The organism is Escherichia sp. MR (assembly GCF_005280595.1).
In the GTDB taxonomy this organism is placed as follows: Bacteria; Pseudomonadota; Gammaproteobacteria; order Enterobacterales; family Enterobacteriaceae; genus Escherichia; species Escherichia ruysiae.
Map to the genome: position 1 here is coordinate 1 of NZ_SZVK01000027.1, position 26,775 is coordinate 26,775.

29 protein-coding genes and 1 pseudogene are annotated in these 26,775 nt (G+C 48.2%); 12 read left to right on the forward strand and 18 right to left on the reverse strand.

From position 1 onward, the window contains the following. Positions 1-75: 75 nt before the first annotated feature. Positions 76-1,260, reverse strand: a pseudogene (yeaV, locus tag FC814_RS12895) (BCCT family transporter YeaV); the annotation flags it as partial. Positions 1,261-1,509: 249 nt separating this feature from the next. Next, the gene (gene dmlA / locus FC814_RS12900; protein ID WP_137326026.1) at positions 1,510-2,595 is read right to left on the reverse strand and encodes a multifunctional D-malate/3-isopropylmalate/tartarate dehydrogenase; all 1,086 of its coding nucleotides are present in this window, start codon (positions 2,593-2,595) and stop codon (positions 1,510-1,512) included. Positions 2,596-2,697: 102 nt separating this feature from the next. Here dmlA and dmlR point away from each other — a divergent pair, with 102 nt between their 5' ends. The 5 genes from dmlR to FC814_RS12925 all read left to right on the forward strand — a co-directional run bounded on the left by dmlR (position 2,698) and on the right by FC814_RS12925 (position 5,500). Continuing rightward, entirely contained in the window at positions 2,698-3,615 is a 918-nt protein-coding gene (dmlR, locus tag FC814_RS12905) for a DNA-binding transcriptional regulator DmlR (protein WP_137326027.1), read from the forward strand. A gap of 132 nt (positions 3,616-3,747) precedes the next feature. Continuing rightward, positions 3,748-4,386, forward strand: a complete 639-nt coding sequence (gene leuE / locus FC814_RS12910; RefSeq protein ID WP_000457214.1) for a leucine efflux protein LeuE — start codon at positions 3,748-3,750, stop codon at positions 4,384-4,386. A 172-nt stretch (positions 4,387-4,558) separates the two neighbouring features. After that, entirely contained in the window at positions 4,559-4,918 is a 360-nt protein-coding gene (gene yeaR, locus FC814_RS12915) for a DUF1971 domain-containing protein YeaR (protein WP_000939314.1), read from the forward strand. 3 nt (positions 4,919-4,921) lie between these two features. Beyond that, positions 4,922-5,104 (forward strand): DUF1869 domain-containing protein, encoded by a 183-nt coding sequence (locus tag FC814_RS12920; RefSeq protein WP_000513737.1) that lies wholly within the window; start codon positions 4,922-4,924, stop codon positions 5,102-5,104. Between the two features lie 147 nt (positions 5,105-5,251). After that, the gene (locus tag FC814_RS12925; RefSeq protein WP_000512152.1) at positions 5,252-5,500 is read left to right on the forward strand and encodes a GlsB/YeaQ/YmgE family stress response membrane protein; all 249 of its coding nucleotides are present in this window, start codon (positions 5,252-5,254) and stop codon (positions 5,498-5,500) included. Positions 5,501-5,557: 57 nt separating this feature from the next. On the opposite strand, the gene yoaJ is transcribed toward FC814_RS12925, so the two are convergent. From yoaJ to FC814_RS12940, 3 genes are read right to left on the reverse strand one after another with little or no spacing between them, the layout of a single operon-like run. Further along, complete coding sequence (yoaJ, locus tag FC814_RS12930; protein WP_001386836.1) at positions 5,558-5,632, reverse strand: protein YoaJ; 75 nt, start codon at positions 5,630-5,632, stop codon at positions 5,558-5,560. Positions 5,633-5,634: 2 nt separating this feature from the next. After that, entirely contained in the window at positions 5,635-5,733 is a 99-nt protein-coding gene (locus FC814_RS12935) for a YoaK family small membrane protein (protein ID WP_032225340.1), read from the reverse strand. A 32-nt stretch (positions 5,734-5,765) separates the two neighbouring features. Then, entirely contained in the window at positions 5,766-6,791 is a 1,026-nt protein-coding gene (locus tag FC814_RS12940) for a sensor domain-containing diguanylate cyclase (protein ID WP_010345834.1), read from the reverse strand. A gap of 184 nt (positions 6,792-6,975) precedes the next feature. Between FC814_RS12940 and FC814_RS12945 the strand changes: the two genes are divergently transcribed. Then, a complete protein-coding gene (locus tag FC814_RS12945; RefSeq protein WP_000691925.1) occupies positions 6,976-7,230 on the forward strand; it encodes a DUF333 domain-containing protein in 255 nt (84 codons plus the stop codon). A gap of 21 nt (positions 7,231-7,251) precedes the next feature. Here the strand turns inward: FC814_RS12945 and FC814_RS12950 are convergent, their stop codons facing one another. Then, a complete protein-coding gene (locus tag FC814_RS12950) occupies positions 7,252-7,599 on the reverse strand; it encodes a DUF488 domain-containing protein (RefSeq protein ID WP_010345838.1) in 348 nt (115 codons plus the stop codon). Positions 7,600-7,653: 54 nt separating this feature from the next. Then, positions 7,654-8,835, reverse strand: coding sequence for a CynX/NimT family MFS transporter (locus FC814_RS12955; RefSeq protein ID WP_137326028.1), 1,182 nt, complete (start codon positions 8,833-8,835; stop codon positions 7,654-7,656). Between the two features lie 96 nt (positions 8,836-8,931). Between FC814_RS12955 and FC814_RS12960 the strand changes: the two genes are divergently transcribed. Next, a complete protein-coding gene (locus FC814_RS12960; RefSeq protein ID WP_000972229.1) occupies positions 8,932-9,726 on the forward strand; it encodes a helix-turn-helix transcriptional regulator in 795 nt (264 codons plus the stop codon). Here the strand turns inward: FC814_RS12960 and FC814_RS12965 are convergent. Next, positions 9,710-10,156, reverse strand: coding sequence for a DUF441 domain-containing protein (locus FC814_RS12965; RefSeq protein WP_000460713.1), 447 nt, complete (start codon positions 10,154-10,156; stop codon positions 9,710-9,712). The two genes, FC814_RS12960 and FC814_RS12965, sit on opposite strands and share 17 nt — an antisense overlap. A 169-nt stretch (positions 10,157-10,325) precedes the next feature. Here FC814_RS12965 and yoaI point away from each other — a divergent pair, with 169 nt between their 5' ends. Then, positions 10,326-10,430 (forward strand): small membrane protein YoaI, encoded by a 105-nt coding sequence (yoaI, locus tag FC814_RS12970; RefSeq protein ID WP_077629632.1) that lies wholly within the window; start codon positions 10,326-10,328, stop codon positions 10,428-10,430. Here yoaI and yeaK read toward each other — a convergent pair whose 3' ends face one another. The 5 genes from yeaK to yeaG all read right to left on the reverse strand — a co-directional run bounded on the left by yeaK (position 10,431) and on the right by yeaG (position 17,612). Further along, positions 10,431-10,934 (reverse strand): mischarged aminoacyl-tRNA deacylase, encoded by a 504-nt coding sequence (gene yeaK / locus FC814_RS12975; RefSeq protein ID WP_000138047.1) that lies wholly within the window; start codon positions 10,932-10,934, stop codon positions 10,431-10,433. A gap of 42 nt (positions 10,935-10,976) precedes the next feature. Next, positions 10,977-12,467, reverse strand: coding sequence for a diguanylate cyclase DgcJ (gene dgcJ / locus FC814_RS12980; RefSeq protein WP_010345844.1), 1,491 nt, complete (start codon positions 12,465-12,467; stop codon positions 10,977-10,979). A gap of 180 nt (positions 12,468-12,647) precedes the next feature. Continuing rightward, positions 12,648-13,991: a GGDEF domain-containing protein gene (locus FC814_RS12985; RefSeq protein ID WP_137326029.1), complete on the reverse strand. Its 1,344-nt coding sequence runs from the start codon at positions 13,989-13,991 to the stop codon at positions 12,648-12,650. 280 nt (positions 13,992-14,271) lie between these two features. Further along, the gene (locus FC814_RS12990) at positions 14,272-15,555 is read right to left on the reverse strand and encodes a YeaH/YhbH family protein (protein ID WP_000219690.1); all 1,284 of its coding nucleotides are present in this window, start codon (positions 15,553-15,555) and stop codon (positions 14,272-14,274) included. 122 nt (positions 15,556-15,677) lie between these two features. Then, the gene (yeaG, locus tag FC814_RS12995) at positions 15,678-17,612 is read right to left on the reverse strand and encodes a protein kinase YeaG (protein ID WP_001019859.1); all 1,935 of its coding nucleotides are present in this window, start codon (positions 17,610-17,612) and stop codon (positions 15,678-15,680) included. A 435-nt stretch (positions 17,613-18,047) separates the two neighbouring features. On the opposite strand from yeaG, the gene mipA reads away from it, so the two are divergent. Both mipA and yeaE read left to right on the forward strand, forming a co-directional pair. Beyond that, positions 18,048-18,794, forward strand: a complete 747-nt coding sequence (gene mipA, locus FC814_RS13000; RefSeq protein ID WP_000163784.1) for a scaffolding protein MipA — start codon at positions 18,048-18,050, stop codon at positions 18,792-18,794. 89 nt (positions 18,795-18,883) lie between these two features. Beyond that, the gene (gene yeaE / locus FC814_RS13005) at positions 18,884-19,738 is read left to right on the forward strand and encodes a methylglyoxal reductase YeaE (protein WP_137326030.1); all 855 of its coding nucleotides are present in this window, start codon (positions 18,884-18,886) and stop codon (positions 19,736-19,738) included. 49 nt (positions 19,739-19,787) lie between these two features. On the opposite strand, the gene FC814_RS13010 is transcribed toward yeaE, so the two are convergent. Beyond that, positions 19,788-20,672: a D-hexose-6-phosphate mutarotase gene (locus FC814_RS13010; protein ID WP_137326031.1), complete on the reverse strand. Its 885-nt coding sequence runs from the start codon at positions 20,670-20,672 to the stop codon at positions 19,788-19,790. 83 nt (positions 20,673-20,755) lie between these two features. After that, entirely contained in the window at positions 20,756-21,751 is a 996-nt protein-coding gene (gapA, locus tag FC814_RS13015; protein ID WP_000153502.1) for a glyceraldehyde-3-phosphate dehydrogenase, read from the reverse strand. Positions 21,752-22,092: 341 nt separating this feature from the next. Between gapA and msrB the strand changes: the two genes are divergently transcribed. Together msrB and FC814_RS13030 are read left to right on the forward strand one after the other, a co-directional pair. Next, positions 22,093-22,506 (forward strand): peptide-methionine (R)-S-oxide reductase MsrB, encoded by a 414-nt coding sequence (msrB, locus tag FC814_RS13020; RefSeq protein WP_001284610.1) that lies wholly within the window; start codon positions 22,093-22,095, stop codon positions 22,504-22,506. Positions 22,507-22,547: 41 nt separating this feature from the next. Next, positions 22,548-22,820, forward strand: coding sequence for a YeaC family protein (locus FC814_RS13030; protein WP_137326032.1), 273 nt, complete (start codon positions 22,548-22,550; stop codon positions 22,818-22,820). A gap of 156 nt (positions 22,821-22,976) precedes the next feature. Here FC814_RS13030 and pncA read toward each other — a convergent pair whose 3' ends face one another. From pncA to sppA, 3 genes are all read right to left on the reverse strand, one after another. Beyond that, positions 22,977-23,618 (reverse strand): bifunctional nicotinamidase/pyrazinamidase, encoded by a 642-nt coding sequence (pncA, locus tag FC814_RS13035; RefSeq protein WP_085460649.1) that lies wholly within the window; start codon positions 23,616-23,618, stop codon positions 22,977-22,979. A 10-nt stretch (positions 23,619-23,628) separates the two neighbouring features. Then, positions 23,629-24,645, reverse strand: a complete 1,017-nt coding sequence (gene ansA / locus FC814_RS13040; RefSeq protein WP_137326033.1) for an asparaginase — start codon at positions 24,643-24,645, stop codon at positions 23,629-23,631. Between the two features lie 166 nt (positions 24,646-24,811). Further along, entirely contained in the window at positions 24,812-26,668 is a 1,857-nt protein-coding gene (gene sppA / locus FC814_RS13045) for a signal peptide peptidase SppA (RefSeq protein WP_137326034.1), read from the reverse strand. Positions 26,669-26,775: the final 107 nt, after the last annotated feature.

A 26,775-nucleotide genomic window follows, 5' to 3' on the forward strand; every position in this document is an offset into this window, starting at 1 on the left:
CTGATAGAAACAGAAGCCACTGGAGCACCTCAAAAACACCATCATACACTAAATCAGTAAGTTGGCAGCATCACCCAGAACTTGTTGAACAGCCGTTTCACCGCCCAACGTTTCCAGCACCTGCGGAACGTTGATTATCCCTTTGATAAACTGATGAATGGCGAAGCTTTCCATCACGCCGAAGAAGAACCAGCAGCCGACGGTGCTACCGAGGATCAGCCCCCAGATAACTTCTTTGATCTTACGACCACGTGATACGCGGGTGACAAACATTGCCACGCCGGGGGTGTAAGAGATCCACCACAGCCAGTAGAAAACGGTCCAGTTGCGGGTAAATGAACCATCGCCAAGTGGATCGGTAAATAAGCTCATCTGTAAGAAGTTTTGTGTGGTCAGGCCGATGGCATTGATGATGCTGTTGGTAATAAACTCGGTTGGACCGACAATCAAAACCAGCAATGGCAGCAGGAACGCGCCCCAGCCGACCATTTTGCTCAGACGTTGTAAACCGTTGTTGATACCTATCCACGAGCTTAGGCAAAAAATGCCGCCGGAAAGCAGGATCACAAATGCCTGCACGGTGAAGTTATCGGGTAAACCGGTCAGCGCGGAAAGCCCACGGGTAAAGGTTGCTGCGGTGACAACAAGGGAAATGGTCAGTGCGCCGACAGTGGCGATCAGGAACATTAAGTCCACCAGTTTTCCCCATGGGCCTTGCGGGCGAACGCCGGTAATAGCAGCAATAATGCCGGAAAGACTCAGCCCTTTATTTTTCCGCACATGAAAGTGGTAAGCCATGATTAATGAGGCCAGCGTATAAGTTGCCCAGGCGCTGATGCCCCAATGGAAAAAGGAGTAGGGAACGCTAAATTCCAGTGCCTGCTGTGAACGCGGCACGATATTTAAACCCGGCGTTTGATAATAATAGGCCCACTCCGCTACGCCCCAATAAAGCGTGGAGGAACCTAATCCGGCGCAAATAAACATAAACAGCCAGGAGAGCGTACTGTATTCCGGTTTACCTTCGCCAAGACGAATATTGCCGTATTTGCTGGTGGCTAAATAAATTACCAGCCCCATTGCCAGCAAAACTAATACCTGTACGGCAGAACCCAGCGTGCGGGTAACTAAACTGTATATTGCGTTGGCCGCGTCGGCCGACTGTTGCGGAAAAAGGCTTAATGTGGCTGCGATGAAAAGAATGGCCACCAGGCTGATGCTAATCAGCGGCAAATCTTTTTTCTTAACATTGCTCATCATGAGTCATCTCCTGGGCATAAAAGCCCGTCGCTGGCTTTTGCCAGTTGTAATTATTTGCAGGGTAATGAACTTTTGTTGTGTTTAACAAATTGATTATTTGCATGTTACATAAATTAAACAATTAAGAATACGGAAAGCCATAAAACACGAAACGGAAACAATAAAAGGTGAAATGACGCAGGTTATTTACTGTAAAGAACGAATAAAAAAACCGCGTCAGTGACGCGGTTCAAATAAACTGGTTTGACCTTAACGCAAAATAATTTTGCAAATCGCGTCGGCAACCTGTGGCGTGGTGGCATTACCTTTCATATCGGGTGTTTTCGGCCCGTGAGCAATCACTTCTTCAATCGCTGCCAGAATGCCGTTGTGCGCTTGCTGGAAACGCTCATCGCCATTGCCAAGGAAATCCAGCATCATTGCCCCGGCCCAAATCGTGGCGATAGGGTTGGCAATATTTTTACCGTAGATATCCGGCGCAGAGCCGTGGACTGGCTCGAAGAGCGACGGGAAAGTGCGTTCCGGATTCAGGTTAGCGGATGGGGCAATGCCGATGGTGCCGGTGCAGGCCGGGCCAAGATCGGAAAGAATATCTCCAAATAAATTAGACGCTACCACCACATCAAAGCGTTCCGGCTGCATCACAAAGCGCGCGCAGAGAATATCAATATGCTGCTTGTCCCAGTGGATTTCCGGGTAATTTTCTGCCATTGCTTTTACTCGCTCATCCCAGTACGGCATACTAATGGCTAAACCGTTAGATTTCGTGGCAGAAGTCAGGGTTTTGCGCGGGCGGCTTTGTGCTAGCTCAAAAGCATATTGCAAAATGCGATCGACGCCACGGCGGGTAAATACCGATTCCTGGATGACAACCTCATGTTCCGTTCCTTCATTCAGTCGACCGCCCAGAGACGAGTATTCGCCTTCCGTATTTTCGCGCACCACGTAAAAATCGATGTCGCCAGGCTGTTTACCCGCCAGTGGGCAGGGAACGCCGGGAAAGAGGCGTACCGGGCGCAGGTTAACGTACTGATCAAACTCGCGGCGAAATTTCAGCAGCGACCCCCATAACGAAATATGATCCGGAACGGTGTCCGGCCAGCCGACGGCACCAAAGTAGATAGCGTCGAAACCGCTGAGTTGTTCATGCCAGTCGTCCGGCATCATTTTGCCGTGATGGCTGTAATACTCGCAACTTGCCCACTCCATCTGCTCAAAACTTAAGGCAAAGCCCCAGCGTTCAGCAGCAGCTTGTAACACACGAATCCCTTCAGGAAGGACTTCTTTGCCAATCCCGTCTCCAGGGATCGCAGCAATACGCATCGTTTTCATCATTAGGTTCTCACTTCCTGATCAGCAAAATTGACAACTCCACCATCCTATAATTGACTGATCAGGAATTAATCCCCGCAACTGGTGAAACATAAAACACGAATCATGAATAATTTACCGCTGCTGAACGATTTGCGCGTCTTTATGCTGGTGGCTCGCCGGGCCGGTTTTGCTGCCGTGGCGGAAGAATTAGGCGTTTCACCGGCCTTCGTCAGCAAGCGCATCGCCTTGCTGGAGCAAACCTTAAACGTGGTGCTATTACACCGCACCACCCGTCGCGTCACCATTACCGAGGAAGGTGAGCGGATTTATGAATGGGCGCAGCGCATATTGCAGGATGTCGGGCAGATGATGGATGAGCTTTCCGACGTGCGCCAGGTGCCGCAGGGAATGCTGCGTATTATCAGCAGTTTTGGTTTTGGACGGCAGGTGGTAGCTCCGGCACTGTCAGCACTTGCGAAAGCGTATCCGCAACTGGAGTTACGTTTTGATGTGGAAGACCGGTTGGTCGATTTGGTCAATGAAGGGGTCGATCTGGATATTCGTATTGGCGACGACATTGCACCTAACTTAATTGCCCGCAAACTGGCGACCAATTACCGTATTCTCTGCGCATCGCCGGGGTTTATTGCGCGATATGGTGCACCGAAACATTTAACGGATCTTTCTGCGTTACCCCGCCTGGTCATAAAAGAGCGCGATCATCCGTTTGGTGTCTGGCAATTGCGCAATAAAGAAGGTCACCATGCCATTAAAGTCACCGGATCGATGTCGTCTAATCATGGTGAAATTGTCCATCAGTGGTGTCTCGATGGGCAGGGAATTGCGTTGCGCTCCTGGTGGGACGTTAGTGAAAATATTGCCAGTGGGCATCTGGTACAGGTTTTACCTGAATATTATCAGCCAGCAAATGTCTGGGCTGTTTATGTCTCAAGGCTGGCGACATCCGCAAAAGTACGGATTACGGTAGAGTTTTTGCGCCAGTATTTTGCAAATCATTACCCGAATTTTTCACTGGAATGAGTGCAATTTTTTACTCTATTCTCAGGTTGTTGTCAGGTTAAAACCTGATTTTCTCCTTTCTAAGCCGTTGCGGATTGGTTAGCATATTCACCTTTAATCGCGCATGATCCAAAGAGAATTAAAGAGGTTAATGTGTTCGCAGAATATGGGGTTCTGAATTACTGGACCTATCTGGTTGGGGCCATTTTTATCGTGCTGGTGCCAGGGCCGAATACCCTGTTTGTGCTTAAAAATAGCGTTAGTAGTGGAGTGAAAGGCGGTTATCTTGCGGCCTGTGGTGTATTTATTGGCGATGCAGTATTGATGTTTCTGGCGTGGGCCGGTGTAGCAACCTTAATTAAGACCACACCGATATTATTCAATATTGTACGTTATCTTGGCGCGTTTTATTTGCTCTATCTGGGGAGTAAAATTCTTTACGCAACTCTGAAGGGTAAAAATAGCGAGGCCAAATCAGATGAACCTCAATATGGCGCTATTTTCAAGCGTGCGTTAATTTTGAGTCTGACCAATCCAAAAGCCATTTTGTTCTATGTGTCGTTTTTCGTACAGTTTATCGATGTTAATGCGCCACATACGGGGATTTCATTCTTTATTCTGGCGACAACGCTGGAACTGGTAAGCTTCTGTTATTTGAGCTTCCTGATTATTTCAGGTGCTTTTGTCACGCAGTACATTCGTACCAAAAAGAAACTGGCTAAAGTGGGCAACTCACTGATTGGTTTGATGTTCGTGGGTTTCGCTGCCCGACTGGCGACGCTGCAATCCTGATGCTTTCAGCCCGCGTTGTCGCGGGCTTCCCATCTGTAATCCTCCCTGATTCTTCTCTGATATGGTGCTAAAAAGTAACCAATAAATGGTATTTAAAATGCAAATTATCAGGCGTACCCTGAAACGGCTGGAATAAATGGTTTTCAGCACATTTACCGAAGGAGGGAAAAGGATGCTGCAAATCCCACAAAATTACATTCATACGCGCTCAACACCTTTCTGGAATAAACAAACTGCGCCTGCCGGAATATTCGAACGTCATCTTGATAAAGGAACGCGTCCGGGTGTTTATCCACGCCTGTCCGTTATGCATGGGGCGGTCAAATATCTCGGCTATGCTGATGAACACAGCGCAGAACCTGATCAGGTGATCCTCATCGAAGCAGGTCAATTCGCAGTGTTCCCGCCGGAAAAGTGGCACAATATTGAAGCCATGACTGACGATACTTATTTTAACATCGACTTCTTCGTTGCTCCTGAAGTCCTGATGGAAGGTGCAAAACAGCGGAAAGTCATTCATAGCGGGAAATGAATTATGGGCAAAGCAACGTATACCGTAACCGTCACCAATAACAGTAATGGCGTTTCTGTCGATTACGAAACAGAGACGCCGATGACATTACTGGTGCCAGAAGTGGCGGCTGAAGTGATCAAAGATCTCGTCAATACCGTGCGCTCTTATGACACGGAAAATGAGCATGATGTTTGTGGTTGGTAATTATTAGTAATGCAGATGGCGCTAATTCTGCGCCATCATAAAAAAAATCCTCCGTGACACATATCACAATTCTTGCCTCTCTTATGTTGTGCTATGCTTTTTATCAGCGACTAACCCGCTAATGCAAAACAGATAAGTGAGGAAACAATGGGCATTCTGTCATGGATTATTTTTGGACTTATTGCCGGTATTCTGGCGAAGTGGATCATGCCTGGTAAAGATGGTGGTGGATTCTTTATGACCATCCTGCTGGGAATTATCGGTGCCGTAGTTGGTGGATGGATCAGTACACTGTTTGGTTTTGGCAAAGTCGATGGCTTCAACTTTGGTAGTTTTGTGGTTGCCGTGATTGGTGCGCTTGTCGTGCTGTTTATCTACAGAAAAGTCAAAAGTTAATACTGAAAAGTACAAAGGCTGCCTACAGGCAGCCTTTGCTATTTTATCGACGCGGTATTACCACCATCCCAGCTCGGTGCCAAGAACGACAATAATCGCCACGCCCATCATAATAATCGTTGTTTTTTTCATCTTTATGCCCCTGGGGCCGCATAGCCACCAATAAAAAACCACGCTAAAAATACGACTGCCGTAATAAAGATCACGACGGGAAAAACAATACCGATTCGCATGTTACCACCAAAGAAAAGGATGTGAATACGCCTCAGGAGTGCCTGTCTGAATGCGCGACAAAAGGGGTTTTCAGTTTGTGTTTTTTCTCCTGATACATCGCGATATCGGCAGCATGTAGGGCACTGTCGGCATCGGTGGTTTCAGGATCCACTTCTACTACGCCAAGACTGGCGCCAGGATAAAACAGGTCAATATCACCCAAGTGATATTCTCCACGTATTTGCTGTTGGATACGCTCACGCAGTGACTGGATATCGGCGTTTTCATTAGCCAGGGAAACGACCAAAAATTCATCGCCGCCAAGACGACCAATAATCTCGCCATTCTGATGTAGCCTGGTGAGGCGCTCGCCAACCTGAATAAGAAACAGATCGCCACTATTGTGGCCAAATCGGTCGTTGATTAATTTGAAGTTATCCAGGTCGATAAAAGCAATAATTGCCTTACGCTTCAGATGCCGAGCGAGGGAAAACAGCGTCGTCAGATTATCAAAAATCGCCCGCCGATTCGGCAGGCCGGTCAAAGAGTCGGTGTAAGATTGCGCAATCAGAGCGGCATTGGCTTCACGTAATTGCTCAACCAGCGCCTCTTTTTGAATATATTGTGCAATCAGTCCGGCGAATAGCTGCAAAACCTGCTCTGCGCGTTCACTCCACGGGCGCTTTTCACTGCTGGCGGCGCAAAGCGTGCCATAGAACGAACCATCCGGTAAGTGAACCGGCGTGCTCAGGAATGTGGTAATACCGAGATTGCGCGCCGCAATGCAGTCACCCCAACGGTCGGGAACTTCATCGCTGAAAAAACAGTTTTCATCAATGGCGCGTTTGCACAACGAGTAATCCCACGAGACGGTAAAATTCTCCGGGATGTGCATTTTCTGGCTGTTACGGGCAAACAGGATATGTTGCAGACGTGCGTCAATATCCACCTTTGTCAAATAGGTCGATTCCATGTCGGTGACCATTTCCAGCATCTCCAGAAGTTGCCGAACCAGACTTTCCAGAGAATGTTCTGAGGCGAGTGACTGCGAGACGCGGGCAATAATCTGATCTGACACGAAAGAACTCCAGGATACGGCGGGTAAAATGCTGATTATTTAATCTTTGCAGGCATGATAAAACATCATCAAAGAAGATGAAACTAGCCGTAATATATTTTAAGTGAATGTAAAATAAATAGTGCTGCAAAACAAAACGATACCGCGATACTCTAAGGCGTAGATAAACGTGTGAGATCAACGAATGAAAATTATCAGTTTTACTCTGCCTTGCCTGTTAATTCTTGCGGGATGTTCAACCACTTCTCAGCCCGATGCACCAAAACCGCCGCATGTTGGGATGGCGAATCCGGCGTCGGTCTACTGCCAACAGAAAGGCGGTACGCTCATTCCCGTGCAGACATCGCAAGGGGTCAGCAACAATTGCAAATTACCGGGCGGTGAAACCATTGATGAATGGGCATTATGGCGACGGGATCATCCGGCTGGTGAAAAATAACCGCCGGATGCCAGGCTAAAATCACAAGCTTCGCAGCCAGTCGGCCAGCACCAGCGCATGGTTTTGCGTGGTATTTTTTGCTGAGTAGAGCAGGGTCAGCGGCTGTTTTTGGGCGATTTCCGCCAGCCGCTTCCCTTCTGGCTCGTGTTGCGCCAGTTCTGCAATATATTGTTCGCGAAAGGTTTTAAAATCGATCGCTTCGCCGTGAAAGGCTTTGCGTAGTTCCGTTGACGGCGTGATCTCTTTGTCCCACTCATCAAGTGCTAAGTCTGTTTTCTTGATACCACGCGGCCAGAGACGGTCGACCAGTACGCGATAACCATCGCTCTGTTCAGCCGGATCATAAACGCGTTTACACTGAATATTCATCGTGTTTGTTCTCCCTTTCACGCATGATTTGCGTCGTCACTATAGCACCGGACATCAATGAATTTCTTTGTCTCTTCCGGCGCAAAGTCCAAAAATCGCCATCAGCAGTGAAAGAATTGCGACAACAATCAGTGGCGTGGACCAGTCACCGTTAGCATCGTGTATTTTGCCCATTAGCGGCGGCCCACAAGCTGCCAGCAGATACCCGACGGATTGTGCCATACCCGAAAGAGCAGCAGCCTGATGCGCAGAGCTTGCTCGCAGTCCGATAAACGTTAGTCCAAGTATCATTGTTGCCCCGGAACCAAAACCGAAAAGCAGAGTCCAGGTGACAGCGTGTGCTGGCATAAAGCAGAGCCCAACCGCACCCACTGCGCACATTAAGGCGACCAGAGCGGCAATACCGCGCTGATCTTTCACATGATGTAAGAAAAGTGGGATCAGCAAACCGGGAGCAGCAGTGGCTAATTGCAACAAACCATGCAGCGAACCAGCCTGTGCCTCGCTGTAGCCGTGGCTGATGAGGATCGCCGGAAGCCAGCCGATAATCACGTAATAGACCAGTGAGTTGATACCGAGAAACAACGTCACTTGCCAGGCAAGCGGCGAACGCCAGATACGCCGGGTATGTAAGGCGCGTGAGGTACTCAAATTCACATGTTGTCGATTACGCCATTGCGGCAGCCATATAAATAGAGCCAGCAGAGGAAAACACATCAGCATGAGCAACGCGCCCTGCCAGCCAAAACCGTTCAAAGCCAGCGGCACCACCAGAGCTGACCCCAGCGCCGCTGCAGCGCCCATCGTCAGGGAATATGCGCCGGTAAGTCTGGCGACGGAATGGGGAAAATCGCGTTTAATGAGACCAGGTAGCAAGACATTCCCTAATGCAATCCCACAGCCAATGATAATCGTACCGCCAAATAATAAGTAAGCCGAAGGAAGAGAGCGAAGTGCTATGCCAGCACAAATCAAAAGTAATGCAGCCACCAGACTGCGCTCTATACCAAAACGACGAGCCACCGACGCGGCAAGAGGGGATATCAGGGCAAAGGCTAATAAAGGTAAGGTCGTCAGTAACCCTGTTTGCGCCGTCGTCAGTGAGTAAGCGGAACGAATGGTATCCAGTAACGGTGCTACGCCGGTGAAGGTAACACGGAGTGTGGTGGCAATCATTAGAACGCCGGCTATCAGGACAATCCTGTTTTTGCCGCTTAATGAAGTTGAACGGATCATAGATATCTCATTGTTACAAGCGAGGCTGTACCTTAGCGTTTTTATTGCTATGTTGAATCAAGCTAAAATGACAAATTATCGCTAAATTCGGACAAAATGATGCACAGGTTAAATCTCAATGGTTATGAACCCGATCTTCACCATGAAACGGCGGTCGCATTTTGTATTCATGCCGGAAAGGATGAATTGACCAGTCCTGTACATCAGCACCGCAAAGGACAACTGATACTGGCGCTGCGTGGAGCCATTACCTGTACGGTGGAAAATGCGCTGTGGATGGTGCCGCCACAATATGCAGTATGGATTCCCGGTGGTGTGGAGCATAGTAATCAGGTAACAGCGAATGCCGAGCTTTGTTTTTTATTTATTGAATCCAGTGCGGTGATAATGCCGGGCAAATGTTGCACGCTGAAAATTGCGCCTTTATGTCGTGAATTAATTTTAACGCTGGCAAAAAGAACAGCAGCTCAACGTGCTGAACCAATGACGCGCAGATTAATTCAGGTGCTGTTTGATGAACTTCCTCAGCAACCGCAACAACAGTTGCAGTTACCCGTTTCTTCACACCCCAAAATCCGCGTGATGGTGGATACGATGGCAAAAGAGCCCGTTGAATGGGGGACATTGGGGCAATGGGCAAATTTTTTTGCGATGAGTGAACGCAATCTCGCCAGGTTGATAGTTAAAGAGACGGGGTTGAGCTTTCGTCAGTGGCGTCATCAGTTGCAGCTCATTCTGGCACTTCAGAGGTTAGTGAAAGGCGATAGTGTTCAGAAAGTGGCGCATATGCTGGGGTATGATTCAACAACGGCTTTTATTACCATGTTTAAGAAAGGCCTGGGGCAAACCCCAGGCCGATATATTGCGGGATTAACTACTGTTTCCCGATGATCAGGGAGACCAGACCTGCGGCAATAAGCGGACCGACCGGCACACCGCGAAACAGCGCCACGCCTAAAATCGTGCCCACCAGCAGCCCGGCAACCAGTTGCGGCTGGCTGCCCATCAAGGTCACGCCGCGTCCGCCAAGCCAGGAAACAATAACGCCTACTGCAATTGCCACCAGCGATTTCCAGTTCAGAAACGAGTGAATAAGTGTCGATGGTGGCAGTGTCCCGCTGGCTACAGGAGCCATTACGCCGATAGTCAGAATGATTATCCCGATACTCAGTCCTTGTTTTTCGATCCACGGGAAAAAGGTGCTTAACGGTGTGACGCGGACAATGATCAACACCAGAATTGAAACAGCGACAGTGGTGTTGTGGCTGATAAAGCCCAGCGCAGCTAACCCGAGCAGGATCAGCAAAGTGACATCAAACATCGTGGTTTCCTTGCCAAAAAATAATAAACCTGCCTACTTTACGCCTGCTGATGAGAGGAAGCAGAGAACAATTACGTGCTATGCATAAAAAATCAGGCAAATTGTCATCAAATTGCCATTTGTGCGCGCTAACAATAACGTGAAAACAGGTATCTCCTGGGATAAGACCATGAACGATCAAATGCTCGTTGAGACACTGATTATCACGTCATCGTTTTTTGCCATTGCAGTTGTGCTGGTGCTGTCTGTTCTGCTTATTGAACGGAGCAGCTAGTTACGTAGTACGACGGAATTTGACCAGCTCTGGTTGTGCAATGCGTAAATAATCTGCGGTGTTCAAAATAACGGATTTATCCAGCATACCCGCATTGAAGGCGATCTCATCGAATCGCTCAAAAAGTAGCGGGTCGGCGACCAGTTTGAGTTTTGGATGGAAGCTGAATGGAGGGATAGCACCGAAGACACAGCCTGTAAGTTCATCGACTTCAGCCGGGCTGGCCAGCGAAGCACGCAACCCACCGATATGGCTGGCGAGTTGGCTAAGGTCGGCCTGTTGATCGGCAGCGAGGATCGCCAGAACATGCTGATTTACGCCATTACCTTTGACTTTACACACCAGTGCCTTAGCACCCTGACCCAAAGCGGTGCCACGAATTTCTGACACCGCTTCGCATTTACCCACCGCGTCGTGGGTAACGATGCGGAAGTTAGCGCCTTCTTGTGATAATAAAGCGATTAACCGCTGATGCGTCACGCTTCCTTTAGCCATTTCAGTCATTTCACGCTCCTGGGATTACAAGCAAACAACCACAGAAGATTATCATGAACGGCTGTTTTTGTTCTGCTTATTGACATATAAACGCTCATCGGAAGCTTTATATGCATCATGCAGCGTATCGTTTTCTTTCATCGCGTAAATACCGGAAGAGAAGCCGATCTCTTTCTGCGGCGCGATATGTTGCAGACGTTTTTCGATACGTTCAGGCAGTTGTGCTGCAATTTGCGGCGTCGAATCGACAAGAATGATACAGAATTCATCGCCACCGAGGCGGATAGCATAATCGCTTTTACGAATCGACTGTTTAATCGCCTGAGCTAATAACGTAATGGCTAAATCCCCCTCCTGATGACCGAGGGTGTCATTTATTTGCTTTAACTTGTCCATGTCAATTGCAATAAACATCACCGAAGAACCGGATTGCACCAGTTTCTGCAAACGCTGCTCAAGTTCGGGCGTTAATATTTTGCGATTATACAGTCCGGTCATCGCATCACTGATATTTTCACGAGTCACGTTTTGGTACAGGCGGAAGTGCATCCGTACCATATTGAGTAATATCAATGCTGTCAGCAGCCAGAATACAACGCTTTTCCATGATGATGTAATAAAGTAAAGAATATCAATGGATAACGAAACACGAATGCCGCCAGGCAAGTCATGGACGTAACTGACATACTGAAACAGATTATCTTCGCTCTGATTGATAATAATGTCGCGTCCCGAATCTGTATCGGTTAGCGTAACATTGAGAAAACGCCAGAGGAGAGGGCGGTCATGAGTATAAAAAATATTGCGCAGATTGTTTTTACTAATATCCAGCAACACAATACCTTTTAATTGCCCGGCAACATAGACGGGCGTCAGCAAACTCATCACGTTCTGTTTAGTACGCTGATCCTGGTAAATGCTCGATAATACGGTGCGACCGGTAAACACTTTTTCAATATCTTTACGATCAATACCAATGCTTCCTGACTGCAAGAAGGACCAATTATTCATCGCGAAGTATTCAACATTTACCGGCTCATAAAAATAGACATAGCGATCATTGAGATCGAGATAATAGTGAAATTTCTCTTCGGCCATCCCAAGGCCGGAACCGTAATCATCCTGGTGGCGGTTACCTTCCACCGCCTGATCAAATGCCGGTAATAGCGCCGCTGCTTCGACAATTGTGTCGCAGTCAGTGGATGCAGTCTGCAATGTTCCGTGTAAATCTGCATAAGTATGGGCAGTCAGGTTTAAGCCATGGGTATTGTTGGCAGACTCAAAAGCCTCACAGATGGCCCGTCGCTGTTCTGGCGACACCTCAGACTGTTTAGCAGCAAGCGCGCGCATCACATGTGCGGCAATACTCTGATTTTGATACTTGTCGTAGAGAAAGGAGGAGTCTGCTTTCTGGACGATATAGCGCAAATAAGCACTCATTGCCCTGTCGCTGGCGACAAGTTCAAAAATAAGGAAGGAAGATGTCAGCACAATGACACTTGCGGCGATAAAATGCCGGAGCATTCTATGGTGCAATTTCATGATAAATGGCACTCCTTCGGTTAGTGAAACGAGAAAACCAGATAAAGTTCGATTGCGGCCTGGTACAGGGGCGCTAATTATACTCATCTCTGCGCCGCTGGGGAGGGGAAATTTAGGGGTATTGGTAATAAATTGTATGCCAAAGCCACGCAAAATGCATGGCTGTGAATAATTTTGCACTCAAATATAATGAATAATCACTTTGTTACCGCCATCGGTTTTCGCCTCACGTAACGCTTTATCTGCTTCTGTCATGACAAGCGAGATATTACGCGTATCACCCGTGGAAAAAACACAGCCAATGCTGATGGTCATTTGTTCAGGGACATTATATCTATTACTAAAACCGGTCAGGAGCTCGACATTTTTACGCACCCGATCGGCGATAATTTTTGCCTGGGCGGTATTCAACTCGGTAAATATCAAGCCAAACACTTCACCATCCAGACGTGCGAAGATGTCATCGGGGCGGATACTTTGCTGGATAATATCGACAATTGAAACCAGAACTTTATCGCCCACATGATGACCCCATTGAGCATTTATGCGTTTGAACTGGTTAATATCTACCAGCATAATACAAAAATCCTTCACAACAGGGCGAGAGAGTAATGTCTCTACACTGTTGAAAAAGTGACGACGGTTATAAATATTGGTTAGTACATCATGAACCGCCAGTTTGCTGGAAAGTTGTAGTTCCTGAAATATGTTATATATCAAGAAGGTGACAACAAACAGTTTACTCGAAACCTCAATGCCACGACTGATATACCAGATGGTATAATTATATTCATCCAGAGTCAGTAGTAACAAGTTACAGCAGAGCGATGCCAGACATAATAATGCAATTGACGGCCACATCTCGCTTGCTAATTGTGTACGCATGATAATAAAAAACAGTAAACACGCCCACAGACAAACCAAAATCTTGGTGTAGTTAATTCCCCAGCTCGCCGTATGACTATCCGGACAGTAATCTACGACATATAAAGAGTAGTCAGGATTATAGCTGCTCAGGTTATGTGCCAGAAAAGGGAAAAATATAAAAGGTATCAGCGCCAGCAACAAGATACAGGTTTTTTTCTTGTTGTTCGTCAGGATGCTATTTCGTCCATAACAGTAGAGAGCCAGTGCGGTTAAGAAAATAAAACTTAGCTGGCGAAATAGATATAATATGGAAACATCATTCGCCTTCGTCTGAATAAGGATGTTATCATTGATAGGTTTATGAATAATGAAAATGGTTTCAGTTAAATAGAAAATACCACTTAAAAAAGCAAGGCTTAAAATGAGTGTTGGAAAAATATCACGATTAGTGAAGTATTTCATTAGCATGAAAAGAAAGATGATGGAGTTAAGGAAAAATAAAGCCACAACAACCATCAGGTAATTCATCTGTGGGATGAGTTTTACATTGGTGTTTTCATTATATAAGGTGGTGATGCAAAATAAAATTAATGTCAGTAACAAACTGAAAATAAAAAAGCTTTGTGCTTTTAATTTTTGTGTACCCATAGGAACCATAAAAAGGAGAGCAATGTGAGTGCTGGATTTTATTGATGGCAGAGATATATAGTTTTGACCAGGATCAAATTTCTTTGCCGATAAAAAAATAATTAAAGAATACCCCTGAAAAAAAGCGTGTTAACAGAATCATTTTTTCCGAATGATTTTTTTATGGAACTAAATCCTGTAAAGCTGATGCTGACATATTTAAAACAATTGTAAGGTAATGTATGTAATAAATGAATTAATTTACAGTGAGCTAAAAATCAGCCAGGTAACAATGACCCGGCTGACTATTTTAGTCTTTAGTCGTTGCATTTTGTTTATGGAATAGCTCGCGGAACACGGGATAAATATCATCCTGATCGCGTATATGCTGCATCGCAAAGTTTTCGAAAGTAGATTGCAGATGCTCATATTCCCGCCACAATGTTTGATGAGCGCGGCGGGTAATTTCGATATAGCTGTAATAACGAACAACGGGCAACAATTTTTTCGCCAGAATCTCATGGCAAAGCGGAGAGTCATCAGCCCAGTTATCGCCGTCTGACGCTTGTGCAGCATAGATATTCCACTGCGCCGGGTTATAACGCTCTTTCACCACCTCATCCATCAGTTTCAGGGCACTGGAAACAATGGTGCCGCCAGTTTCCTGTGAGTAGAAAAACTCATGTTCATCAACTTCTTTCGCCTGGGTATGGTGGCGGATGTAAACGACTTCGACGTTCTTGTATGTTCTGCTGAGAAACAGATACAGCAATATATAAAAACGTTTGGCCATATCTTTGGTGGATTGATCCATCGAACCGGAAACGTCCATCAGGCAAAACATTACGGCCTGACTGGAGGGATCGGGGCGTTTCTCATAATTCTTGTAACGTAAATCGAAGGTGTCGATGAATGGAACGCGTTCAATTTTGGCGCGTAATTCGGCAATCTCTTTGCGCAGCCGTTCCTCCTCCAGTAATTGCGCAGGTTCACTGTTGCTGATGATGGCCAGATTTTCTTCCAGAGCATGAAGTTCCCGTCGCTTGCCTGCGGTCATCGCGGTACGCCGCGCCAGTGAGTTCTGCAATGAACGCACCACGCTGATATTGGCAGGAACGCCGTTAGCGGTGTAGCCTGCCCGATGCGTTTTATATTCGGTCAACTGGCGTTGCTGGTTTTGTTTCAGATTTGGTAAGGCTAAATCTTCAAACAGCAGGTCGAGATATTCGTCTTTCGAAATCTGGAAGACAAATTCATCCTGACCTTCACCGTCCTGGCTGGCTTGACCCTGACCACTGCCGGAGCCACCTCCGCCGCCCTGGGGACGTTCAATTCTGTCATTCTGTACAAAATGGTCATTGCCCGGATGAACGCGATGGCGCAGGCCGCCACGCCCCTGATGAAACATCGGTTCGCTAATATCTTCCGTTGGGATAGAAACGGACTCGCCGCTGTCGACGTCGGTCACCGAACGCTTATTGATGGCCTCGGAGATCGACTGTTTAATTTGCGCTTTATAACGGCGTAAAAAACGCTGGCGATTCACCATGCTTTTATTTTTGCCGTTCAGACGCCGGTCAATAAACCAGGTCATATGCCCCCCGTACTGCATTTGCCAACAGTATGTTGCACCTGTATTGCCGGATGCGCTTTGCTTTTCCGGCCTACGGTTCGCTGTCATTGTCGGCCCGGTAACATGTGCACCGGGCCATTGTGTTAAGACGATTTACGTACGCGCAAATACCATTCGCACAGTAAACGCACCTGTTTACGGGTGTAGCCTTTTTCCATCATACGGTCGACAAAATCGTCGTGTTTCTTCTGCTCGTCGGTTGAGGTTTTGGCGTTAAACGAAATGACCGGCAACAACTCTTCGGTATTGGAGAACATTTTTTTCTCGATAACCGTGCGCAGTTTTTCGTAGCTGGTCCAGTTCGGATTGCGTCCGCTGTTATTCGCTCTGGCGCGCAGCACAAAGTTGACAATCTCGTTGCGGAAATCTTTCGGATTGCTGATCCCCGCTGGTTTTTCGATTTTCTCCAGCTCGGCGTTAAGAGATTCGCGGTCAAACAACTGACCGGTATCCGGGTCGCGATACTCCTGATCCTGGATCCAGAAATCCGCATAGGTGACATAACGGTCGAAAATGTTTTGCCCATATTCGGAATAGGATTCGAGATAAGCTGTCTGGATCTCTTTACCGATAAACTCGGCATATTTCGGGATCAGATAACCTTTCAGGAACTCCAGATAGCGTTCTGCCTGCTCTTGCGGGAACTGCTCGCGCTCAATCTGCTGTTCCAGGACGTAGAACAGATGAACCGGGTTAGCCGCCACTTCCACGTGATCGAAGTTAAACACGCGCGAGAGGATCTTAAACGCGAAACGCGTGGACAGACCATTCATCCCTTCATCGACGCCTGCGTAATCACGATATTCCTGATACGACTTGGCTTTCGGGTCGGTATCTTTCAGGCTTTCGCCATCGTAAACGCGCATCTTTGAATAAATGCTGGAGTTTTCCGGCTCTTTCAGGCGCGAAAGAATGGAAAAACGAGACAGCGTTTCCAGCGTGCCAGGCGCGCATGGGGCGTGAGTCAGTTCACTGTGATTAAGCAGTTTCTCGTAGATTTTGATCTCTTCGGAAATGCGTAAGCAATACGGAACCTTCACGATATAGACACGGTCGAGGAAGGCTTCGTTGTTCTTGTTATTACGGAAAGTGACCCATTCGGATTCGTTCGAGTGAGCGAGAATAATCCCGTTAAATGGCAGGGCGGAGATACCTTCCGTCCCGTTGTAGTTACCTTCCTGGGTGGCGGTCAACAGGGGATGCAGCACTTTGATCGGTGCTTTAAACATCTCGACAAATTCCATGATCCCCTGGTTTGCACGGCACAGCGCACCGGAATAACCATAGGCGTCCGGATCGTTTTGCGCGTAGTGTTCGAGCTTCCGAATATCGACTTTCCCTACCAGCGCGGAGATGTCCTGGTTATTCTCATCGCCCGGTTCTGTTTTGGCGATGGCAATTTGTTGCAGAATAGACGGCCAGACCTTCACAACCCGGAATTTTGTGATGTCACCACCAAACTCATGCAGACGCTTCGCAGCCCACGGCGACATGATGGTGCCGAGATAACGGCGAGGAATGCCATACTCTTTTTCCAGAATCTGCGCATCTTCCTGTGGATTGAACAGACAGAATGGATGATCGTTGACCGGGCTACGCTCACCATTGGCGCTCAATACATAAATAGGCACGAGCTGCATTAATGATTTCAGTCGCTCAGCAAGCGATGATTTACCCCCACCTACAGGCCCCAGCAGATACAGGATTTGTTTCTTCTCTTCCAGCCCCTGAGCCGCGTGTTTCAGATAAGAGACAATCTGTTCAATCGCGTCTTCCATGCCGTAAAACTCTTCAAACGCCGGATAACGTGCAATGACCCGGTTGGAAAAGAGTCGAGAAAGTCTGGGTTCCTGGGCCGTATCGACCATGATCGGCTCACCAATAGCCATCAATAGCCGCTCAGCCGCGTTGGCATAAGCACTGCGATCTTGCCGACAAGTGGTAAGAAACTCCTGCAGTGTGAACTCTTCGTCCTTGGCAGCTTCATATCGCTGGCGATAGTGATCGAATATATTCATGGTATGCCGTCCTTTCGTTTTTTAGCACAGGTTAAGAGCCGTTCATATGAATAGTAGAGGCTCCCGGAAGAGGTAAACTGAACGACGTCGCTTGCTAAAACACAGCAACTCTCATGCCATCTTACCGACTGTGAGAACAACGTGCCCGGTGATACACCTTCAAAATTAAGCGTAGATGGCAATTGGAAAACTTGCCTGCATGGCTTTCTGGATTTCAATGGCATATCAACAACTCATCCATAAAAATTGCATAATTAATGTAAAGAATATTGCCGCCAGTAACGCAAAATTCATTCAGGTGTAAGCCCGATGTCATCAGCGTCAGGAAAATTAAACAGTTACCTTTAGAAATGAAAATGTAAAAAGGTTGGGTTTCGATGTATTGACGGGTAAACTTTGTCGCCCGCTAAACATTTGTTTAAGGAATGATTAATTGTGACCAAACTCAAACTTCTGGCACTTGGAGTGCTTATCGCAACGTCTGCAGGCGTAGCGCACGCTGAAGGTAATTTTTCCCTGGGCGCAGGCGTAGGTGTCGTTGAACACCCCTATAAAGATTACGATACCGATGTTTACCCAGTACCAGTAATCAACTATGAAGGCGATAACTTCTGGTTCCGTGGCTTAGGTGGTGGTTACTACCTGTGGAATGACGCAACGGATAAACTTTCAATTACCGCTTACTGGTCGCCGCTCTACTTCAAAGCCAAAGACAGTGGTGATCACCAAATGCGCCACCTGGATGACCGTAAGAGCACTATGATGGCTGGTCTGTCCTACGCACACTTTACCCAGTACGGTTATCTGCGTACCACCCTGGCAGGAGACACACTGGATAACAGCAACGGTATCGTGTGGGATATGGCCTGGTTGTACCGTTACACCAACGGCGGCCTGACCGTGACTCCGGGTATCGGTGTGCAGTGGAACAGCGAAAACCAGAACGAATACTATTATGGCGTATCGCGCAAAGAGTCCGCTCGCAGCGGTCTGCGTGGCTATAACCCGAATGACAGCTGGAGTCCTTACCTGGAGCTGAGTGCCAGCTACAACTTCCTCGGCGACTGGAGTGTTTACGGCACCGCACGCTACACCCGCCTGTCTGATGAAGTTACTGACAGCCCGATGGTGGATAAATCCTGGACTGGTCTGATTTCTACCGGGATCACCTACAAATTCTGATAATGCATCTTTCCAGGGCATTTTGTGCATAAAAACAGGGCGTCACGCCCTGTTTTGCATTACGGTGGTGCAAAAACCGGGAGGAAACAATGCAACAAAAAATGATTCAGTTCAGTGGCGATGTCTCACTGCCAGCCGTAGGGCAGGGAACATGGTATATGGGCGAAGACGCCAGTCAGCGCAAAACAGAAGTTGCTGCACTACGCGCGGGCATTGACCTCGGTTTAACCCTCATTGATACCGCCGAAATGTATGCCGATGGCGGTGCCGAGAAGGTGGTCGGTGAAGCATTAACCGGTCTGCGTGATAGAGTCTTTCTCGTCTCTAAAGTCTATCCGTGGAATGCTGGCGGACAAAAAGCGATTAACGCATGTGAAGCCAGTTTACGCCGCCTCAATACTGATTATCTCGATCTTTACTTATTACACTGGTCTGGCAGTTTCGCTTTTGAAGAGACTGTCGCAGCAATGGAAAAATTGATCGCCCAGGGAAAAATCCGCCGCTGGGGCGTTTCCAACCTTGATTATTCTGACATGCAGGAGCTCTGGCAGGTGCCGGGTGGAAATCAGTGTGCCACTAATCAAGTGCTTTATCATCTCGGCTCGCGAGGGATTGAGTATGATCTACTCCCCTGGTGCCAACAACAGCAAATGCCAGTGATGGCTTACAGTCCGTTGGCGCAGGCCGGGCGCTTACGTAATGGTTTGCTAAAAAACGCAGTGGTCAACGAAATAGCTCATGCTCACAATGCCACTGCCGCGCAAGTGTTGCTGGCGTGGGTAATCAGCCATCAGGGCGTGATGGCGATTCCAAAAGCGGCAACTATCGCCCATGTTCAACAAAATGCAGCTGTGCTTGAGATTGTGCTTTTGTCAGAGGAATTAGCCATGCTGGACAACGCGTATCCGGCACCAAAAGGCAAAACTTCGCTGGATATGGTGTGATGTTGGGAAATGCCGGATGCATCGCACCCGGCACATAAACTAGCACAAATTAACGTTTGGCAACGCGAATGGATTGTGCCAGATGGGAAGGTTGCTCTTTAGTCACTTTTTGAGTTTCTGAAGCGTAAGCTGTTTCTACACAAACAAAGGTCTTGTAGCCATCATCCGGCATATCGCCCATGCTGACTGAAAGTGCCGGGCCAGGGTTCCAGCCGACGACGTTCAGATGATGCTGGTGACCAACGGTAATAGTACGATTCAACGCTTCGTCATTAATCACACTGCAATCTTGCGGATTCAGATACACGCGATCGGTACGATCAGGGAAGGTCTGAATACCGTCGGTCAGTACATCTTCTTTCGCATCGTTCACTTTATCAATGAAGCGATCGCCCAGACCACTGACGCTTACCTTAGCAATATCACCCACGTTAAAGTAAGTATGCAGAGCAGAGGTGGTTTCACATTCGCCGTGCGCTTCAAGATCGATTTCACAGGTTTCACCCACGCGGAAATGCGCTAACAGCGTAAAGTCGTGCGGCCAGTATTTTTTTGTCTCGTCGCTTTGCGTCAGTTCGAAAGTCAGTGTCACGCTATCGGCATCTTCACTATGCGATTTCAGCGTCCACGGCAGAATACGGGCAAAACCGTGCGCAGGCAGACCTTGTTGTGCTGCCGGACCAAACCACGGCCAGCAAACCGGCACGCCACCGCGAATGGCGACGCCATTTTTGAACGGAGTGTTATTGCTCAACCACAGGACGTCTTCTTCACCCGCAGGTTTCCACGAGAGAAGGTGTGCGCCCTGTAATGTAAAAGAGGCTTTTACCTGGGGATGTTCGACCACAATAAGGTCCAGTTCATCCAGTTTACGACGGGAGAGGACAGGGGAAATTTGTTCGATGACCGGAAGGGCAAAAATTTTCTTAATCATGACGCAGTCCTTTAACTTCATTTCATCAGGTAAAAAAAAGAGCGACCGAAGTCGCTCTTTTTAGATCACAAAGTCATCTCAACTTATTTGGAGATGTGAGCGATCAGATCCAGAACTTTGTTGGAGTAACCGGTTTCGTTGTCGTACCAGGATACCAGTTTCACGAAGTTGTCGTTCAGAGCGATACCCGCTTTAGCATCGAACACGGAAGTGCAAACTTCGCCGTTGAAATCGGTAGATACTACGTCATCTTCGGTGTAGCCCAGAACGCCTTTCATTTCGCCTTCAGCAGCAGCTTTAACGGCAGCTTTGATCTGCTCGTAAGTTGCAGCTTTTTCCAGACGAACGGTCAGGTCAACTACGGATACGTTCGGGGTTGGAACGCGGAACGCCATACCAGTCAGTTTGCCATTCAGTTCTGGCAGTACTTTACCTACAGCTTTAGCAGCACCGGTAGAGGACGGGATGATGTTCTGAGAAGCGCCACGGCCGCCGCGCCAGTCTTTGTGAGACGGACCATCAACGGTTTTCTGAGTAGCGGTAGTAGCGTGAACGGTGGTCATCAGACCTTCGATGATGCCGAAGTTATCGTTGATAACTTTAGCCAGCGGAGCCAGGCAGTTGGTGGTGCAGGAAGCGTTGGAAACGATGTCCTGGCCAGCATATTTGTCGAAGTTAGCGCCTTTAACGAACATCGGAGTGTTGTCCTTAGACGGACCAGTCATAACCACTTTTTTCGCACCAGCGGTGATGTGTTTACGAGCAGTTTCGTCAGTCAGGAACAGACCAGTTGCTTCAGCGACAACGTCAACACCAACTTCGTCCCATTTCAGGTTAGCCGGATCACGTTCAGCGGTAACACGGATTTTTTTACCGTTAACGATCAGATGACCGTCTTTCACTTCAACGGTGCCGTCGAAACGACCGTGAGTGGAGTCATATTTCAGCATGTATGCCATGTAATCAGCGTCTAACAGGTCGTTGATTGCAACGATCTCGATGTCAGAACGTTTCTGAGCAGCACGGAAAACAATGCGACCGATACGGCCAAAACCGTTGATACCTACTTTGATAGTCATATATTCCACCAGCTATTTGTTAGTGAATAAAAGGTTGCCTGTAAAATTACAAAAACCTTACGCAGCGTCAAGCGGAATCGTGTCAATCATTGCGACAAATCAATCCTGTGCCTAAGCATTACGCGACTGACTCGCCTCACTCTTCCTTTGGGCTTGAGACCACATGGGGTCGGCGCCCCGAATTTTAAAGGGCAATTACGATAAAAATGTGATTTTTATCACGTTTTAAGTGCTGCCATTTCGTTGAGATCAAGTTTAGAACAAAATTTTGCGAGTTGGTGTTAATGTTTTGTTAGAATAAGTCACGTAATGTGAGCGTGATTAAAGTGAGATGTGAGCAAATGGCTAACAAACCTTCGGCAGAAGAACTGAAAAAAAATTTGTCCGAGATGCAGTTTTACGTGACACAGAATCACGGGACGGAGCCGCCATTTACTGGACGTTTATTGCATAATAAGCGCGACGGCATTTACCACTGTTTGATCTGCGACGCCCCTCTGTTTCATTCTCAAACCAAGTATGATTCAGGCTGTGGCTGGCCCAGTTTTTATGAGCCGGTGAGTGAAGATTCAATCCGTTATATCAAAGACTTGTCACATGGAATGCAGCGGATAGAAATTCGTTGTGGAAACTGTGATGCTCATCTGGGGCATGTTTTTCCCGACGGCCCACAACCCACAGGCGAACGCTACTGTGTTAACTCGGCATCATTGCGTTTTACTGATGGCGAAAATGGCGAAGAAATCAACGGTTGAAAAAACGATTCAGCAACTTATTCCACAGGAGCGGGAAAATTATGAGTCTTGATGAAATAATCAACAGCATGACGCCTGAGGTTTACCAGCGTTTATCGACAGCCGTTGAACTGGGTAAATGGCCAGACGGTGTTGCCTTGACGGAAGAACAAAAAGAGAACTGTCTGCAACTGGTGATGCTGTGGCAAGCCCGTAACAATACCGATGCGCAGCATATGACTATTGATACGAACGGCCAGATGGTCATGAAGAGCAAACAACAGTTGAAAGAAGATTTTGGTATCACGGCAAAACCAATTGCCATGTTTAAGTGAATGAATTGTCCCCTTTGTAGCACGTTTACGAAGGGAGGGGATAATCTTTACTGTCACGTGTTGGTTGTTTGATTTAACAACCAACATGCCAGAGGCACCGCTGCCGCACTTTATTTGGCCTACAACGACAGTACAGAATTGTAGGCCAGCGTAAAATTATCCCTGCGTCTCTTCCCAGTCCGCCAGTGTATATAGCGTTGCCCCAGCCGCTGACATCTCCATAAACGCGTGCGCGCTGTCCTGTGGCTGGATATTCACGCCGCGACAGCCATCGGTAATCACGTTCACGCTATAACCTGCCTGCAATGCGTCCAGCACGGTAAACTTCACGCAATAGTCGGTCGCCAGACCCATAACGATCAATTCATTGATTTCATGATCGCGCAACCAGTCATCAAGCGCGGTTTTCTGCCGACGGCCGTTATCAAAAAAAGCACTGTAACTGTCAACTAAAGGGTTTTCGCCTTTATGGAACACGGCTGCGATCGCTTTTTGATTCAGTAACGGGTGTAATTGTGCGCCTTCACTGTTCTGCACACAGTGTTCAGGCCAGAATGTTTGCGCCAGGCCGTCGAGTTGTCCCTGCGTATAAGGCTCTACACCGTGCTGGCGGGCAAAGCTGCCATGATCAGCCGGGTGCCAGTCCTGACTGGCAATAACCGCTTCTCCGCGCGACTGGCACCAGTCAATCAGGCGGTTAGCAACATCCACTGTGCTGTCACCTTCCGGTACGGCGAGCGCGCCACCAGCACAGAAATCATTTTGTAAATCGACCAGTAACAGGGCGCGATGGGGCATTGCAGTCTCCTTAATCATCCGGCGTCAGTTCGCCGCGCAGGTTTTGGCTCATGGCCTTGCGAATGGTTTCGGTATCCAGTCCCTGGCTAAGCAGGTAGTGCAGTTTGGTTAATGTGGCTTCTACAGTCATATCCGCGCCGCCAATAACGCCGGCATGGGCGAGGGCATTACCGGTAGCATAACCGCCCATGTTCACTTTACCGGACATACATTGTGTCAGGTTGACCACCACAATACCGCGATCGCTGGCCTCTTGTAATTCTTGCAGGAAGGCTTTGTTTTGGGGCGCATTGCCCACGCCATATGAGCGCAAAATCAACGCTTTCACCGGTTGACGGAGGAAATTGCGCACAACGTCAGCAGAAATCCCCGGATAAATTGTTACCACGCCGATCGGTTGTGGCGTGATTGGATGAACGATCAGTTCACCTTCGCCGTGCGGTGCTGGTGGCGTATTTAAACGACGGATGTGAATACCCGCTTCCAGCAATGGAGGAAGATTTGGTGACGCGAAGGCATCAAAACCATCGGCATGGGCTTTGGTGGTGCGGTTACCGCGATACAGACGGTTATTAAAAAAGAGTGTTACTTCGTTGATCGGGTAATTTGCCGCAACGTATAACGCATTCAACAGATTGATTTGTCCGTCAGAGCGTAACTCGGCTAATGGAATTTGTGACCCTGTCACAATGACCGGTTTGCCGAGATTCTCGAGCATGAACGACAGCGCAGAAGCGGTATAGGCCATCGTATCGGTGCCGTGCAGAATGACAAAACCATCATAGTCGTCATAGTGCGCTTTAATATCTTCAGCAATATGCTGCCAGTCTTCCGGCGTCATATCAGAAGAATCCATCAGCGGCATATATTCATGAATAGTGAAATCTGGCATCTCCGGGCGATGGAACTCCGGCATCAGCGCCAGCTGGCGTTGTAGATGACCTGACACCGGAATATAACCCTGCTCGGAACGCTGCATCCCGATGGTCCCGCCCGTGTAGGCAACGTAAATTGATTTCTTTTGCATGATATTGATATGAATGATATCGAAAGAGCAAAAGTATATACGTGAGGCAGGGGGAGCGCACCTGATACTATGCGGATAAGGAAATATGGGGCGAAACAGCGGGAAGGGGGATTCGTAGACGTAAAAAATAAGTGGCCGACGATCTGTCGACCACTCAGTACAAGACTTAACGCACGTTGGCGCAGGTCAGGCAAAACGCATAACGGTTTTGCTGATCGTTAAACGCTGCCAGCTTGTCGCTTTCGCTTTTCACGGTAGAGGCCACCGAGGCCAGCGGGGCAGGTAACATGGCCTGGAGCGCATCTGGCAACATCGCCCGGACAGAACCTGACATGTTGTCCATCACTTTGTCGAAGAAGGTCGGTTCATCGACGTAATATTCCAGATGCCACTGCTTCAGTTTTGCCAGTTCTGCCGCTTTTGCGACCGCATCATCGAAATCACCGAGGCTATCGACCAGGCCGTTAGCTTTCGCATCCTGACCCGTCCAGACGTGCCCCTGAGCGATTTTATCAATCTGTTCCGGCGTCGATTTGCGCGCATCGGCAACCAGCGTGATAAAGCGTTTGTAGCCATTCTCAATGCTTAGCTGCATCATCTGCTGCGCTTCCGGCGGCAGTGCTTTAGTGATGGAAACATCCGCCAGCGGTGAAGTTGAGACGCCATCGGTATGAACACCAATCGAATCCAGACTGTTTTCTACGGTGGTGATCACGCCGAAAATACCAATAGAGCCGGTCAGGGTGCTGGGGTTAGCCACAATGTAATTAGCCGGAGTGGAGATCCAGTAGCCACCGGATGCCGCCATGCCGCCCATTGACACAACCACAGGTTTGCCCGCTGCTCTGGCTGCTGCCAGTTCAGAGCGGATCACCTCAGAAGCCGTAACGCTGCCACCAGGGCTATTAACGCGCAGAACAATTGCTTTCACTTTTGGATCAAGACGAGCATCGCGGATTTGTGCCGCAGTGGTATCGCCGCCTACATTCCCCTGAGTTTCCTCGCCATCCATAATTGCACCATTGGCAAACACTACACCAATGCCGTCACCGCTATCTGCCGGCGTTTTCAATGCGTAATCGTAATAGCTAATAGCGCGATAATTTTTATCAGCCTTACTCCAGCCAAACTCTTTGGTCAGGGCTTTTTCGATTTCGGCACTTGACGCCAGCGCATCCACCAGTTTGTTATCCAGCGCATACTTCGCGGTATCGCCGCCAGTTTTGGTTAAACCATCAAGCAAACCTTGCGCCCCAGGGAATACCTGCTGGGCAGGGATCTGGCGGTTAGCGGCAACGGTATTAAGATAGTTTTGCCACAGCTCACCAATCCAGCGGCTGTCAGCTTCGCGGGCTGCCGGTGACATATCATCACGAATAAACGGTTCAACGGCAGATTTATACGTACCTACGCGAAACACATGAGTGGAAACTTTTAACTTATCCAACAACGATTTGTAGTACAGACCGTTGGTGGCAAGGCCATGCAGATCGACCACACCCTGCGGGGAAAGCCAGATTTTATTGGCGAAACTGGCAAGATAATACTGCCCTTGACTGTAGTTCTCGCCAATGGCATAAACCGGTTTACCGCTGTCACGAAACTCTTTCAGAGCTTTGCCGATGTACTGCATGGAAGGCTGATCGCCGCCCGCGAAGTTTTTCAGATCCATCACGATACCGGTGATATTCCGGTCGTCCTTCGCCTGGCGAATGGTGTTGACGATATCAAACAGCGAGTTTTCCTGCAGACGATCGGAACTGGCACCAAGCAACTGACGACTTAACTTACTAAACCGCTGCGAACTGTCGGGCTTATCGACGATCACACCAGAAATATCAAGCAGCAGCGCGCCACGGCTGGCGGTTTCTTTCGAATCACCACCGCTGACTTGCATCCAGATCCCCACGCCAACCAGCACGAGAAAAATAAAGAACAGGTTAAGTACCATTTCACGGACGAAATTCAGCAGACGCCACGTCCATTTAAAAAATCCGGCAATAAATCGCCAAAGGGTTCGCATGTATTCTCCCAGACTAAAAGTTACACCTGTTACAGGTGCAAGTGATGTGGTTATCGTAATGACCCAACCGGCACTTGTCAGCAGGAATCATGGACTGTGCTGTAACA

What these genes read in the sequence shown, in the direction of transcription:
- dmlR (WP_137326027.1), top strand. Translation starts at nt 2,698, where the DNA reads ATGAATAATTTACCGCTGCTGAACGATTTGCGCGTCTTTATGCTGGTG.
- FC814_RS13010 (WP_137326031.1), bottom strand. Translation starts at nt 20,672, where the DNA reads ATGATTAAGAAAATTTTTGCCCTTCCGGTCATCGAACAAATTTCCCCT.
- pncA (WP_085460649.1), bottom strand. Translation starts at nt 23,618, where the DNA reads ATGCCCCATCGCGCCCTGTTACTGGTCGATTTACAAAATGATTTCTGT.
- ansA (WP_137326033.1), bottom strand. Translation starts at nt 24,645, where the DNA reads ATGCAAAAGAAATCAATTTACGTTGCCTACACGGGCGGGACCATCGGG.
- yoaI (WP_077629632.1), top strand. Translation starts at nt 10,326, where the DNA reads ATGAACGATCAAATGCTCGTTGAGACACTGATTATCACGTCATCGTTT.
- FC814_RS12945 (WP_000691925.1), top strand. Translation starts at nt 6,976, where the DNA reads ATGAAAATTATCAGTTTTACTCTGCCTTGCCTGTTAATTCTTGCGGGA.
- yeaR (WP_000939314.1), top strand. Translation starts at nt 4,559, where the DNA reads ATGCTGCAAATCCCACAAAATTACATTCATACGCGCTCAACACCTTTC.
- yeaK (WP_000138047.1), bottom strand. Translation starts at nt 10,934, where the DNA reads ATGACTGAAATGGCTAAAGGAAGCGTGACGCATCAGCGGTTAATCGCT.
- FC814_RS12935 (WP_032225340.1), bottom strand. Translation starts at nt 5,733, where the DNA reads ATGCGAATCGGTATTGTTTTTCCCGTCGTGATCTTTATTACGGCAGTC.
- FC814_RS13030 (WP_137326032.1), top strand. Translation starts at nt 22,548, where the DNA reads ATGAGTCTTGATGAAATAATCAACAGCATGACGCCTGAGGTTTACCAG.
- FC814_RS12965 (WP_000460713.1), bottom strand. Translation starts at nt 10,156, where the DNA reads ATGTTTGATGTCACTTTGCTGATCCTGCTCGGGTTAGCTGCGCTGGGC.
- dgcJ (WP_010345844.1), bottom strand. Translation starts at nt 12,467, where the DNA reads ATGAAATTGCACCATAGAATGCTCCGGCATTTTATCGCCGCAAGTGTC.
- FC814_RS12985 (WP_137326029.1), bottom strand. Translation starts at nt 13,991, where the DNA reads ATGGTTCCTATGGGTACACAAAAATTAAAAGCACAAAGCTTTTTTATT.
- FC814_RS12925 (WP_000512152.1), top strand. Translation starts at nt 5,252, where the DNA reads ATGGGCATTCTGTCATGGATTATTTTTGGACTTATTGCCGGTATTCTG.
- FC814_RS12955 (WP_137326028.1), bottom strand. Translation starts at nt 8,835, where the DNA reads ATGATCCGTTCAACTTCATTAAGCGGCAAAAACAGGATTGTCCTGATA.
- FC814_RS12920 (WP_000513737.1), top strand. Translation starts at nt 4,922, where the DNA reads ATGGGCAAAGCAACGTATACCGTAACCGTCACCAATAACAGTAATGGC.
- yeaG (WP_001019859.1), bottom strand. Translation starts at nt 17,612, where the DNA reads ATGAATATATTCGATCACTATCGCCAGCGATATGAAGCTGCCAAGGAC.
- FC814_RS12950 (WP_010345838.1), bottom strand. Translation starts at nt 7,599, where the DNA reads ATGAATATTCAGTGTAAACGCGTTTATGATCCGGCTGAACAGAGCGAT.
- dmlA (WP_137326026.1), bottom strand. Translation starts at nt 2,595, where the DNA reads ATGATGAAAACGATGCGTATTGCTGCGATCCCTGGAGACGGGATTGGC.
- gapA (WP_000153502.1), bottom strand. Translation starts at nt 21,751, where the DNA reads ATGACTATCAAAGTAGGTATCAACGGTTTTGGCCGTATCGGTCGCATT.
- sppA (WP_137326034.1), bottom strand. Translation starts at nt 26,668, where the DNA reads ATGCGAACCCTTTGGCGATTTATTGCCGGATTTTTTAAATGGACGTGG.
- yeaE (WP_137326030.1), top strand. Translation starts at nt 18,884, where the DNA reads ATGCAACAAAAAATGATTCAGTTCAGTGGCGATGTCTCACTGCCAGCC.
- FC814_RS12990 (WP_000219690.1), bottom strand. Translation starts at nt 15,555, where the DNA reads ATGACCTGGTTTATTGACCGGCGTCTGAACGGCAAAAATAAAAGCATG.
- msrB (WP_001284610.1), top strand. Translation starts at nt 22,093, where the DNA reads ATGGCTAACAAACCTTCGGCAGAAGAACTGAAAAAAAATTTGTCCGAG.
- FC814_RS12960 (WP_000972229.1), top strand. Translation starts at nt 8,932, where the DNA reads ATGATGCACAGGTTAAATCTCAATGGTTATGAACCCGATCTTCACCAT.